Genomic DNA, 12,031 nt, shown 5'->3' with positions numbered 1-12,031 from the left:
CTTTTAATGTAATGAACGATCAATTTGGCTAATCATTCTGCCAGATACGGATCGTTCATTGTTGTTTTCACCGTCCATATCTAGAAATAATGGCTTTAACTAATATGAAAATTTATTAATAAATAATGAGAACACCCCTATGAATAGGCACAATTCGAATCCATAGGGTCGCTTACCCAAGAATCCTTCATTTCAAGCGTTAGCTAAGTGGTGGAAATGTTCAAGCGTGACAATCCTCAAACCTTATAAGCAGGCATCACAGATCACATAGTCTACTTAACCTTCAATTTCCATGTATTTGGAAACGAAAAGAACATGAACACACATTGAGAGCTTTATCATCACCAGCGTCCCTACCGGCAGCCGATACCGCGGATCACATGGATCAGAAAATACTTATTGAAATAGTATCACAATTGAACCTCCACACCCTTGAAAGGGTGGGATTCCTAGCTAGTTAATTGGTGCATACGTTTCCGCTTTGCCCAACTGCTAAGTTAAGGGCTAGTTCAATAGCCCGTCCTAGAGTTCTGCTTGCTCAGTTAGCTCATTGACCGTCCGAATGTACGCATTGCCCATATCCACCAATACAGACGGTTTGGACGGAAATATGCGTATTTGAATGGTTAGTGTCTGCATGATGTCACCCTTTCAAAGCTAGTTCTACTAATTGCTAACCAAATGAAAGTTGATCAATGATACGGTTGTTTTGGTAGTTCTGTATGATTGTCCCATACCTATATTGAATCAGTTGAATAACAAAACTGCACAAGGAGGTGTAACCATGTAGGGCAATTAAGACAGCCTAAAGGCTATCCCTTGTCCTAAGCCGATTCATCCCATGGCTGAAGCCAAGGGCTTTCACGCCTATTTTCTGTAATATGAGTGATTCACCCGCTCCTGTTCAACTTTATAGGAAAATGCTAATATATAGAGAAGTTAATCTTTTCCTATTTGATCCCTAGCAGGCGCTTATGGGATTATTCAATTACCATAATACACTTTAACGAGAGTGGACCCATCTGCCATTACGGTAGCATGCCTATTTTTTTCAGGGCTTATGGTTCCTTGTCGTTAGGGTGTATTTTTCATTTATGCGCCTTTTTCACAACCCAATAAATCCAAATAAAAAGAGGAGTATGAACATGAAAGAACAACTCAAGGCCATGATGGAGAAAATTAAAGACGACGCAACATTTATCGTGAGATGGTATGGAAATCAGGGTATTGAAGGAACGTTCAGATCTGAATTCGAAACAAAACCTTTTTTAGATACTGTCATTCAAGAATTGACTTCGATTCGAATTCATCCCACTATGGATGACTTACTCGTAATTAATGAGAAACTCGGTGTCTCCATCGAAGAATTTTTCAATAGTATTTGTTACGAAACACCTGATTGTGAGGGATTTGAGGAATACATCTGCAAGTTCAATCGATACTATAACATTTTTGTTAAAATCGACCGAGATGAGCACATCATAACCTTTAAGCTTGGGGACAAAACAGCACATGTGAAATTAGTTGAGCACACAGAATGGACGCACAAGTACGTAGCATCGAAGAAGCAACTCCTCATCAAATCTATCGACAGTTTCAATTCATTCATTAATGATCCCTTTTGGAACCCCTCTATTGTGGTTATTGGCAGACGTATTCTAAAGTTGAAGAGTCCAGTTGCACTCGGGTAGTGGGAATTAATTTGGAGATCCAGTCGAAAAATGGTTTGGCCAGAACACTTGCGAATAAGAGGTGTAAAGATCATTAATCCAAAGGTTCGACAGCTCAGTAATGAACTAAAGACATTCCTTAATGAAGATCATGTTTTGGAACTCCTACCGGATTGCGGCTGGATCGATGGAGGTTGCAGAAGCTTGATGAAGGCCATCTTGCTTTGGCTAGGCGAAATTCATGCAATACCTTATCTCATCGTCATATGTAAAGAGGACCAGCATGCTGAGCACGCAGTAGTCCGAGTTGGCGATTATTTCCTGGATGGGAGTGGGTTGTCTACAAAGCATGCACTGTACCAGAGATGGAGATATGTAGAACGCTTACCCCACGTATTTATCAGGTCGTTTAATCCTTCTGAAGAGCCCGATCATAGAAATGGGGAACCTCCATATTATATCGAAGAAGCTTTAATTCAAAATCTTGCCACATTATTGGCAGAACGCTTTAATCGAATGAGGCTTCTTCAGATATTAGATAAAGAGCCTTACGATATGAAAAAGACTTCAAATATTCTAACTAAACATGAAAATAACACAAAATACGAAGTTTAAACATTTTCGATTTTGGATGTAATGATTGTTAAGCACTCTTTAATGATGATGAAGATTTATTAGTACCTTAATAGAAGTAGAATGCTTCTATTTTACGGTCTCAGAGAACATTGTAATGGTGTCAATACTGCAATTGTCTTCACAGATACGGACGTACATGTTACTTAATCAACCCGCTTCTGGTTTGTAAAAGTATACAAGAATAGGAGTAAATTATGCTTAGAACCTTTACCCACATATATGGTATTAAGCTTTTGGAGCCCCTCTTAGTTGATTGTAGTAAAGGATTTGATATCATGAACCTTTTTAGGGCGATGCCGAGCGAATACCTCAACATGCTTAAAATTGAGTTCACGACCAATAAAAAGTTAAAACATAATCCTCTCTTCAAGCAAATGAGTGAATCAATCAACGATATATTGACAAAACGGAGCAATATTGACGCCACCATTACAGAGCTCAAAACGATGTCTCCTGAATTTATCGAGCACATAAATGCGATTGTAAAATCGATGATGAGGTTCGAAAATAGTCACATTGAGCATATAGAGAATCGTGACTGACTGTGTATTTTATTGAATGAATAAGAAGCGGGTTTTACTTCTTATTCATTCTCTAGATTTTTTAAACACTCCAGTTATCGTCCCTTGCTTGCGCAGTTGTGAACAATACTTTCAAATTACACTTTAATCAAAACGACTCATGGTCATTTTGGTAAATGCCCCTAAGGTAATGGGTTCATTCGTTAAGGTGTTTTTGTACCTTAATCACAACCCAATATTCCAGTACGAGGAGAGATTTTCATGAAAAAGAAAGAAACCGTACTTCCATTAAGATTGACTTATGCACAAATTGAAACATTAGGATGGATTAAAGGAAACAAACTACTCTACAGTCATGATTTCACAAGAAGACGCTATTCACTTAAACCCGTAGCAGCTTTAGAACGATTAGGTTTAGTTCAAGTTGTCAAATGGTCCAAAGTTAAACAAATATCCATTACACAACTGGGGTCAGAGATCCACGACCAGATTATAAGTGTCATTAATGATTATTCATTCCATGACCAATCATCCCCACGCGATCGAATAAAAATTATACTAAAACTTGTAGGAAACATCCCACTTCCCGCTCCAGGTACCGATAACAATCAACAGCAACCGGATGAGCCTCAAAAGGTTGTGAAGACACACGCAAACTGGGAAGGTGATTTGGATGAATATCTGCAGATTAATGATCTTGTTGATGATGAAATGGTAAATTATTTTTCGAATATAGTACCTCCGGCGACCTTGAAAAGTAGTATCATACAAATTGGTTCCATTGATGATCATATTGAAGGAAGAGCAACTTACGCAACTCTTCGTAAAAGTGATGATGGATGGATCTTCGCAGGCTACTGTTACAGAGGGTGTACGGATAACGTGATCCCTAAAGTCACTTATTAAGAAACAGACTCACTTCATTAAGAAGTGAGTTTTTCTTTTATATAAGGTTGTTTCTCGATTCTGTAGGATAATGGTAGTCTATGGATAAAGCCATATGGGGGTGGTCTACAAATGATAGAAAGTTCGACAACCAGGATACCGAATGAAAATGACACGGGCAATGAAAGCAATAAAAATTCCTTTCTTAAGTTAATCCGTAGAACCTTCTTTTTTCTCATAGGTATCGGCAGTATCAAACTTCTCAGATATTGGGTAAAGATTCACCAGACCGATGTAGATGAATTTTTAATCGAAATTCATAATCAGGGGATCACGAATGCAGATATTGTTCGTCGATTTATTGAAATCCCCATGTTGTTAGGGGTAGTTGCATTAATTGCTCTCCTTATATATTCCCGAAAGCGAGTTCTTAGCAACAATTTTTTCTTTTGGGTTTATTTTTTTCTTTTGGACGCTCTTCTCATGTACCTCTTCCCTGATCTACTCACTTCGTTAATTGGCATAAAGTAACCACAAATTGAACAACGCATACATTTAATGTCATTTAACTGAAAAACCCGAGAAGTCCTTACGTACTCTAGAAGGGTTTTACCTATATACGAAAGGATAATTTTAAATGGAAAATGAAACTTTGGTTATTAGTTTAAAGTCAAAGCCTGAGTATCATAGAGATGGAGGTTATACATCTGTTGTTGGATCAGCTACGAATAATCTTGCAGGTGCAAATGAAGACGTATTATTTTTTACAGAAACCATAGATGGAGTTAATCAGTTAATTCCATCTAGATTTAGAAATACCATTTTGGAATATAGTAAGAACTGGGATCGTAATCATGAAACTGTCCATTTGATCATGGATAATTGTGGAATACAAAACAACGAAGAAGAATTGCATAATTATTTTAAATTTCTTGAAGATGTTTATCGAAAGGCTGAGCTTAACTCATTATATCAAGATATAATTGAACAAATGTGTAATGCTGTGAATGAAATTTTCTTAAGGATATCTGATGGTTTTAGAGTGGATTCGAAATCTATCTACTTCACAAATAAGATTACTTTTACTTGCTGGAAATTAAGCTCTGGAAAAGAACTAAAGAAATCCAGTGACGGCTTTTATTATATTGATTCATTTTTAATCGACAAGGTGAATTATCCTATGATTGATCATTGGATTCATGAAGGGAATATAGATTTTGTTGATACTCTCGATTCACTAACTTTTCGGAAAAGAGTTATTCGTAAAGTACAAAAACTGAATTCCCCATGATGTAAAAAGATCTCTAATTCAGGAGAATATGTCCCAGAACGAATTTAGCTGATTTTGTGGGCATCAAATATGAGGTTGGTTGGTCGAAATGGAAGATGAGAAGGAAAATGAACGTGAACCTTGTCCAGACTGTAACGGCAAGGGTTACACAAAGTACTCCACTTATTGTAACACTTGTGGTGACACTGGTGAAATCTAATCCTGGAACAGATTACGAAAATTAGAATCAACTACGTACATTTCAAAATGAGAGGGGATCAAATTAAATGAGTTTTTTAAAAGGATTGTTTGGTGGGGGTAACAAAAACCAAGGGGGATCTGAGTTACCTCAGAAAAATCATGTAAACCTTGCAAAAGATCAGGCGCTAGAAAACCTATCAATACGTAAAGAAACATTTAAAATTGTCCTTGAAAAAAGTGGAAATACTACTTCCCAAGCAAGAGTAGTTTTCGTAATGGATAAATCGGGCTCATCTAGAGCATTGTTTAAAAATGGTGTTGTTCAGCGTGTAATTGAGCGTTTGCTTCCAGTTGCACTTCGTATGGATGATAATGGGGAGCTTGATATGTATCTTTTCTCAAGTGATAGCAACGCATATAAACGTCTCAATTCTATTACTGAGACGGACTTTTTTCAGTATGTAGATCGTGAAATTCTCGGTAAGCGAGAAAATAATTTCTGGGGTGGTACGGAGTATGCTCCAATTATGGAGGAAATTGTACAACAATATGGAATTAATGATCCTTCCAACTTTCCAACATTAGTTCTTTTTATTACTGATGGAGCAAATAGTGATAAAAATAAGACGAAAAGTGCATTGATAAAAGCGGCTCATTATCCAATTTTCTGGCAGTTTATTGGACTGAATGAGGATGCTGATGAGTTCGAATTCTTGCAAAGATTAGACGACTTGAGAGGTCGTGTTGTAGACAACGCAAACTTCTTTCAATTAAATGATATTGATAAAATTTCGGATGAAGATTTGTATTTCCGTCTTATGAATGAATTTCCAAATTGGGTTCAAGAAGTTAAGCGACAAGAAATCCTTCGATAGGCACAGTAAATCCTTATAGCCTTGTGTAACTGAAATCTAAAGTCACTTGACGTATTTTTATGTGAATGCAGGCGGTTCCTAAGGGTTGAGCACAGTGCTCAACCCTTTATTTCATTTCCCTTTATGTAAGTTTGCAGTAATTCCCTCGACTATCGACCAGCAGCCAGAATCATTTACCACTACCATAAAACTATTTGTGTGATTTAGGGTTCTTTCTAACGATGATCTCCTTTTGGACTTTTTGGGCAAGTTTGCAAAATTGAATCGCAATTTCCTTCTGAACCTTCTGCTTATTCAAGATCAAACCCTCCTATTCCTTATGTTTTAGAATATTTTTAAAGACAATGTATATATCCTTTCCCCCACTCATAGCTTGTACTAAGGAGTGGTCAAGTGGTCAAGTGGCCCTAGAGTTATTTTGAAAATTGGTTCGAGCACTTAAAAGGGGGGAAGAGGTTTGTTTTTAAATCAGATTATCGAAGAAAGTAGAACTCAAAAAAATGCCAACAAAAATAAGACTCAATTAAAAACAAAAGAGCGCAAAATTCGTTCAGACAAAATTCATGATATTCGGTTTCCGGTAACTCCAGTTGAACGTATGATGTTTCGACGTATCGGAAAGTCATTGAATTTGACAGAGACAGCTTGCTGCACACATCTATTATTGAGCGCTCTTCAGAAGAGAGATCAGAGAATACCAAGCTACCCTTATGAGGATACAAGAAGATATATGCATGTTAAACCTACCGAAGAATGGTATAAGATTATTGCCGAGTTAGCGATTTACTATGATGTATCGGAGCGGCAAATGGTATATCGACTGATACACTATGCAATAGAATGCAAAATGTTTAATCAAGGAGGGCAAAGCCTATTATGATGAAACGTGAAGCTCCAAAGCTACCCCTCATTATCGATACAGCCAATACGAAAGAAAGACCCATAACCTGGCAGTTGATAACATCATTATTTGGCGCGAAAACGGAGAAGCCATTGAAATACGACTCTATAATGATAAAGCTTTCCCTGAGTGAATTTTCGCGTATCGAGGTGTTTCTAGATGATATCAGCGATTCAACGGACGGAGAATATTCCATTACATTTATAGGTTTAACATCGATTCTACTAGCTGATTTTCTTAAACAAATTAGTATAGGTATCCCACTTAAGAATCTAGCAGATGCTTTGATGGCAAAGCAAACAAAATATCTTAAGCCCGTTCAAAGTGACTTAAGGCAGCAATCTATAAACCGGTGGGCTTTAGTTGAAAGCAAAGTTCCTGAACCGCGGCGCAAATACAAAATCATTTCGTTTCAGATCCATTTAAAGGCATTACGAAGATTAACCGTTCTGTTAATGGATCTCAGTAATATCAACCCGGATTTTTCCATGACCATCGAAGAAGTAATTACAGTTCTGCTTCGAGATTTTGTCCATGAAATTCGAACTAAAGATCATAGTGAAATCATGAGCGTTTTCGTCGATTGGTTATCTGAATAAGGCAGAGATTGATTAGTATTAACCATTGTCTCCAAGAACTATTTTTATATACATCGGATGTTAATTTTTCTTGTTAAGTACATCATTGATAGTTTTTTTTGCTTTGGCTACAGATCGATCATGCATTTCGACTTGTTTAATGATTGCATCCAATTGTTCTTTGTAAGAGGGGAGCCGCTTGAAATCTCCAGTTATTAATTTCCCATTTTTTTCTTTCACTATGGTCCACTTCTTTCTATGAGAATATAATTCTCAGTATAGTCATGTGATAAAAATATTAAACTAACTAAATAAGAAAAGTATAACAGAGTACTCGTTTCTCGTAATCTTCTTCTTTAAGGGAAATAATTTTTACCAAGGATTCAATAATTTCATTAATTATTTTCTTTTTCTTTACTTCTCCTTGTCGGTACATTGCAGGTATGATACCATGAGTGTATAACTTCTGTATCAACATGGACTCTCGCAGGCGCCATAGAGTCATTTATTTTTGAAGCACGTTTTACGTGTCAGATTCACCCTTACAGGTGGCATTTTGCCTTCCTTGTGGTGATCGGCATGTGGACGTGCTTCTTTTGTTATGCAGAAGACTATGTTCACAACCCAAAATTCATGAAGGAGATGATTTGAGTTATTACCTATTCGATTAAAGAACCACCTTTTTTTGATAAATCCCCATTAGAAGTGGAGGTCCCTATCCGGAAGAACCATATCATTTTCTTTAGTGGAGGCAAAGCCAGTTTTGCAACGGCCGACTTCGTAAAGAAAAAGTATCCGGGTGACAACATTTTACTTTACTTCACCGATCCCCAGTGGGAGCATAAAGACTCATATCGTTTCATTTATGAAGGAGCCGATAAGCTAGAATTACCACTTCTCGTTCACAGTACCGGTCTTTCACCGATGCAGCTGATGTTTGAGAAGAAGCTCGTTTATAATAATCGTCTGGGTGACTGTTCAAAGTTGTTAAAGATGAGGGTGGCTGCTGACTACTTGAAGAAGGGTATCGAGCCGAATATCCAGAATTGGCGTAATGCTAACTTCTTGAAGCAGGATGATTTCATTACAGGTGCTACTTTGTATTTTGGTATTGATTATAAAGAAATGCATAGAGAAAAAGCTATTTTAAAAAATTGGTTGCCATTTCAAGTAGAGATGCCACTTATCCATAATTTTGTACGTGTAGATGATGTACTCAAAGAGTATGGAATCAGACAACCCGATTTGTATAAACTAGGATTTTCTCATTCGAATTGCAGCGGGCGATGTGTAAAAGCAGGAATGGGACATTTTAGAAATCTTAAAAAAACGATGCCTGAAGTATTCAAAAAGCTAATGGAAGAGGAATATCACCTGTATATGTGCGTTTCTGCCTACCGGTATATTATTGATAACACAGTACCAGATGAAGACAGGATTCCACTGCATGTCCAGGAAATGATGCTGCAAGAGTTGGACGATGCGTATCGTGATTATTTTTACGGCAGAGCAGATAAACCAAAACTATATATCCATCCTAGTGCTAGTGCATCGGCTCGTTACATGAAAATTAGAAAATACAGTTTTATGAAACGCCAAGGAAATTCCCTTGTAGAGAATTCAAATAATACCATCGATGCCGAAGAAGAAACAGTCGCATTGGATAGACAAGAAATGATGGATTTAGAACTTTACGATGAATATGAGGAGGATGGAGCTTCATTGACTAAGTATCGTTATGCAAGTGTGCCTTACACACTCCGTGACTTTAATAATGATGAAGAAACCAAACCCGATCAAATTGATCTGTTTGACATTGGTGGATGCGGCTGTTTTCTTGATTTTGAAAATCAAACAGTCTGAGTTGGCAAGTCAAATAAAAAACCTTAGGAGGTAACAAAGCCATGCTTACCAGAATCACATACAATAATTTTGGGTCTACTGAACATATGTTTTCTGACGAACCTGAAGCTGATGCTCTTGAATTGTGGAAATGCATTTGGGGACAAGGTTCCGTGTATATCGTTAGTGTCGGCCAAGCTATCAATACAAAAGACTTCGGTGGCTATTCACCAAATCCTAATTTGTAATAATACTGTGATCGGTAACCTTATTACAATAGTTAAAAATGAAACATCTAAACAAATGTTGGACTGTAGCAGATATTTCCGCTTCAGTTCTTCATACCAAAAGAGAAGAAACGCAGAAAAAATTAGCTGCGATTGCTTCTCTTTTGCTTTTGATTAAAAGTTATTTAAAAAGGAGGTCTTCTTTTATGCAGGGCATAATGGAATTTGATATTGAAGAGAATGATTCACAAATTCAAACAAAAATGAATAAACGACAAAAGAGAATACGTCCTGCAACTGATCCTAAGACCCAATCCTTACTGATGTCATTCGGGTCGGAAGTTGCTGGGGAATTTGGGCCTTGGATTACGACGACGAAGACAGATCGCGATTGTCTCGCCCTTGCAGATAGGCACTATTCCCGTGTTACTGTTGGATCTTCATTTTTCACGAGGCCAGGTGACAACCTCGTCTTGCGGTCGCAAATGGGAGATGCTACTTGGGTGTCATGGTATTCGAAGAAGCGAATAGACAGCTTTAAGGATGTTATAGAATGTACAACTTACAGGAATGAATCGGCTTATCTCTCCTCTGATTTGGTGAGGTGGGCCATCTATGCGAGTATCCAAAAATGGGGTATACCAGAGGAGGGTTTTATTACCTTTGTCAAGGACAGTGCAGTAAGATCAATTTTCCCTGGAGCTAATTATCTTCATGCTGGTTTTAAGAATGTCGGTTTATCTAAAGCCCGCAAATTGACTACTCTCCAACTTTTACCTGAAGATGTCCCTGCAGTGATTGCAGAGGTCGCCCTCGTTTATAGGTTGCTACAACTTAAGGAGCATATTCAAATAGCCATTAATAGTGGTGAATTTATGGAGGCAATTGATTTTTTCCGAATGGCAAAAGGCACAGAACAAGAACTTCGAAGCAAAAAAAGCGAGCGTGCTCGCCGAAAAGGTCGAAAATGGGATTGTTTTGAGCCCAATGAAGATTCATTAGACTTTTTGTTTTCAATTTGTCCCGATGATTGGGTTCCCGAGGAATTGCTAGATATTCTTGAAGAGGAAGATAGTATTCTCAATAAATAATGGTCATCTTGAAAAATAATACTTCTAAGGAGAGATAACTCAATGAATCAACAGATCAATGAATTCAATACACTTGTCAAAATTGCAGAAGAAGCTGACGGTGATCGGTATCGAGTCGTTTCCTCTATCAACGGAATCGTACAATATGAATTTAAAGCGTCTATTGATGACGATGATCCAGTCATAATAGCACTTAATCTATTGGCAGACGACTGGTTTGTGGTCGAAAACGACAACGAAAAAGAGTGTAGTCTCAATTACTCTTTTGATGAAAACGGGAAGTTCTACATAATAGAATCCCATGGTCAATGGTCAGATACACGATCAGTTGAAATTGCAAACCATCTTTTTATGCAGTTAAATTCTGATACCTCCATCATAAAATGATGTACAATAAAAAAACGAATAACCCAAAGTATATTGTCCTAATTATGAATCATACGGTATATCTGTTCTTAGGATGATCTTGTAATAAAAAGAGATTGGTGTCAGAAGGACAGGAAGAATGGGTTTTTGGTAGTACTTGCGTTGGTTATGTATTCAGTGATGGTTCAGGAAAATGGGGTATTCGGATTTTGTGGTGGAATAGCTGGAAAAAGTAAAGCCCCTCGGGGGCTTTACTTAATGATCCAATATGGCTTTCCTTCGCGGTGTCCAGTAGGGTAAGGCACACGCCCCTCGTATGCGCGTCCTGCTTCTTTGGCTTTCTCTTGAGCTTTTAGGGCGTTACTGATGTGGCCACGGGTAACGCCCAAGTGTTTAGCTAATTGTGATTGATTGAGGGGCATTACTACTTTACCGATTGAACCCGAATGTTAACTCGATCCGGCGATCCGTTTGCCGCTTCGATGCCTTTGTTCCGCAACTCGCGTTCGAGCGCCAGCGCTTCGCCTGCTGTCTTAACTCTGATTTGCTTGGCCGGGAACGACTTGCTATACGCTTGCCCGAAAAGTTCTCCACGTGAGTCAGTAAACTCAAGCGAAACATCATCTTCGGTGAGACAATGATCTGCTATGATTTTCGAAAATTCTTCTTCTGTTGCTGCGCGGCCAATCTCGACTTGATACCCGCCGCGTGGGACGAGACCTTGTATCCAGTATTGATAAGATGCTGTTGGACGGTACCAATTCTTATGAGGTTGTTTTTTGTACTGGCGCAAGTCTTTATCCGTCAGCTCTCTATCGGTGGCGGAGCTGTGACGCAACATGTAAAAATTTGAATCAATTCGTATGACAACATGATTAGGTAAAGAGGGGTCAATTATGAGCTCGTCAACAATTAATTTTCCGTCAATGTATTCCATGATATTCCCATTCCTCCAAATGAATAGAATC

Annotated in this window: 15 protein-coding genes; 13 read left to right on the top strand and 2 right to left on the bottom strand. The window is 38.0% G+C overall.

The genetic code is table 11. The annotated features are described in order from the left end of the window. The first annotated feature begins 1,145 nt into the window (after nucleotides 1-1,145). The 9 genes from LRL21_RS15105 (at nucleotide 1,146) to LRL21_RS15065 (ending at nucleotide 7,558) form a co-directional block, all read left to right on the top strand. Nucleotides 1,146-1,691 carry a hypothetical protein gene (locus LRL21_RS15105; protein WP_240416627.1) on the top strand — a complete coding sequence of 182 codons (546 nt, stop codon included), beginning with the start codon at nucleotides 1,146-1,148 and terminating at the stop codon, nucleotides 1,689-1,691. A 183-nt stretch (nucleotides 1,692-1,874) separates the two neighbouring features. Next, nucleotides 1,875-2,285, top strand: coding sequence for a hypothetical protein (locus LRL21_RS15100; RefSeq protein WP_240416626.1), 411 nt, complete (start codon nucleotides 1,875-1,877; stop codon nucleotides 2,283-2,285). Nucleotides 2,286-2,581: 296 nt separating this feature from the next. Beyond that, the gene (locus tag LRL21_RS15095) at nucleotides 2,582-2,848 is read left to right on the top strand and encodes a hypothetical protein (protein WP_240416625.1); all 267 of its coding nucleotides are present in this window, start codon (nucleotides 2,582-2,584) and stop codon (nucleotides 2,846-2,848) included. Nucleotides 2,849-3,088: 240 nt separating this feature from the next. Continuing rightward, nucleotides 3,089-3,733 carry a hypothetical protein gene (locus LRL21_RS15090; protein WP_240416624.1) on the top strand — a complete coding sequence of 215 codons (645 nt, stop codon included), beginning with the start codon at nucleotides 3,089-3,091 and terminating at the stop codon, nucleotides 3,731-3,733. A 111-nt stretch (nucleotides 3,734-3,844) separates the two neighbouring features. Continuing rightward, nucleotides 3,845-4,243, top strand: a complete 399-nt coding sequence (locus tag LRL21_RS15085) for a hypothetical protein (protein ID WP_240416623.1) — start codon at nucleotides 3,845-3,847, stop codon at nucleotides 4,241-4,243. 106 nt (nucleotides 4,244-4,349) lie between these two features. After that, nucleotides 4,350-5,003 (top strand): hypothetical protein, encoded by a 654-nt coding sequence (locus tag LRL21_RS15080; protein WP_240416622.1) that lies wholly within the window; start codon nucleotides 4,350-4,352, stop codon nucleotides 5,001-5,003. A gap of 266 nt (nucleotides 5,004-5,269) precedes the next feature. Next, nucleotides 5,270-6,058, top strand: coding sequence for a vWA domain-containing protein (locus LRL21_RS15075; protein WP_240416621.1), 789 nt, complete (start codon nucleotides 5,270-5,272; stop codon nucleotides 6,056-6,058). Between the two features lie 457 nt (nucleotides 6,059-6,515). Further along, complete coding sequence (locus tag LRL21_RS15070) at nucleotides 6,516-6,938, top strand: hypothetical protein (protein WP_240416620.1); 423 nt, start codon at nucleotides 6,516-6,518, stop codon at nucleotides 6,936-6,938. Continuing rightward, the gene (locus LRL21_RS15065) at nucleotides 6,935-7,558 is read left to right on the top strand and encodes a hypothetical protein (protein WP_240416619.1); all 624 of its coding nucleotides are present in this window, start codon (nucleotides 6,935-6,937) and stop codon (nucleotides 7,556-7,558) included. The genes LRL21_RS15070 and LRL21_RS15065 overlap by 4 nt, the downstream gene beginning before the upstream one ends. A 60-nt stretch (nucleotides 7,559-7,618) precedes the next feature. On the opposite strand, the gene LRL21_RS15060 is transcribed toward LRL21_RS15065, so the two are convergent. Beyond that, nucleotides 7,619-7,777 carry a hypothetical protein gene (locus tag LRL21_RS15060; RefSeq protein WP_240416618.1) on the bottom strand — a complete coding sequence of 53 codons (159 nt, stop codon included), beginning with the start codon at nucleotides 7,775-7,777 and terminating at the stop codon, nucleotides 7,619-7,621. A gap of 465 nt (nucleotides 7,778-8,242) precedes the next feature. Here LRL21_RS15060 and LRL21_RS15055 point away from each other — a divergent pair, with 465 nt between their 5' ends. Genes LRL21_RS15055 through LRL21_RS15040 form a run of 4 tightly spaced genes read left to right on the top strand, consistent with a single transcriptional unit; the run spans nucleotide 8,243 to nucleotide 11,084 of the window. Further along, a complete protein-coding gene (locus LRL21_RS15055) occupies nucleotides 8,243-9,400 on the top strand; it encodes a phosphoadenosine phosphosulfate reductase domain-containing protein (RefSeq protein WP_240416617.1) in 1,158 nt (385 codons plus the stop codon). 41 nt (nucleotides 9,401-9,441) lie between these two features. Continuing rightward, on the top strand, nucleotides 9,442-9,627 hold the full coding sequence (locus LRL21_RS15050) for a hypothetical protein (RefSeq protein WP_240416616.1): 186 nt from the start codon (nucleotides 9,442-9,444) through the stop codon (nucleotides 9,625-9,627). Between the two features lie 38 nt (nucleotides 9,628-9,665). Beyond that, nucleotides 9,666-10,697 carry a hypothetical protein gene (locus tag LRL21_RS15045; protein ID WP_240416615.1) on the top strand — a complete coding sequence of 344 codons (1,032 nt, stop codon included), beginning with the start codon at nucleotides 9,666-9,668 and terminating at the stop codon, nucleotides 10,695-10,697. A gap of 42 nt (nucleotides 10,698-10,739) precedes the next feature. Beyond that, the gene (locus tag LRL21_RS15040; protein WP_240416614.1) at nucleotides 10,740-11,084 is read left to right on the top strand and encodes a hypothetical protein; all 345 of its coding nucleotides are present in this window, start codon (nucleotides 10,740-10,742) and stop codon (nucleotides 11,082-11,084) included. A gap of 403 nt (nucleotides 11,085-11,487) precedes the next feature. On the opposite strand, the gene LRL21_RS15035 is transcribed toward LRL21_RS15040, so the two are convergent. Then, nucleotides 11,488-12,000, bottom strand: a complete 513-nt coding sequence (locus tag LRL21_RS15035; RefSeq protein ID WP_240416613.1) for a hypothetical protein — start codon at nucleotides 11,998-12,000, stop codon at nucleotides 11,488-11,490. Nucleotides 12,001-12,031: the final 31 nt, after the last annotated feature.

The organism is Paenibacillus periandrae, assembly GCF_022458865.1.
In the GTDB taxonomy this organism is placed as follows: Bacteria; Bacillota; Bacilli; order Paenibacillales; family NBRC-103111; genus Paenibacillus_S; species Paenibacillus_S periandrae.
This window is presented reverse-complemented; position numbering and strand designations above follow the sequence as displayed.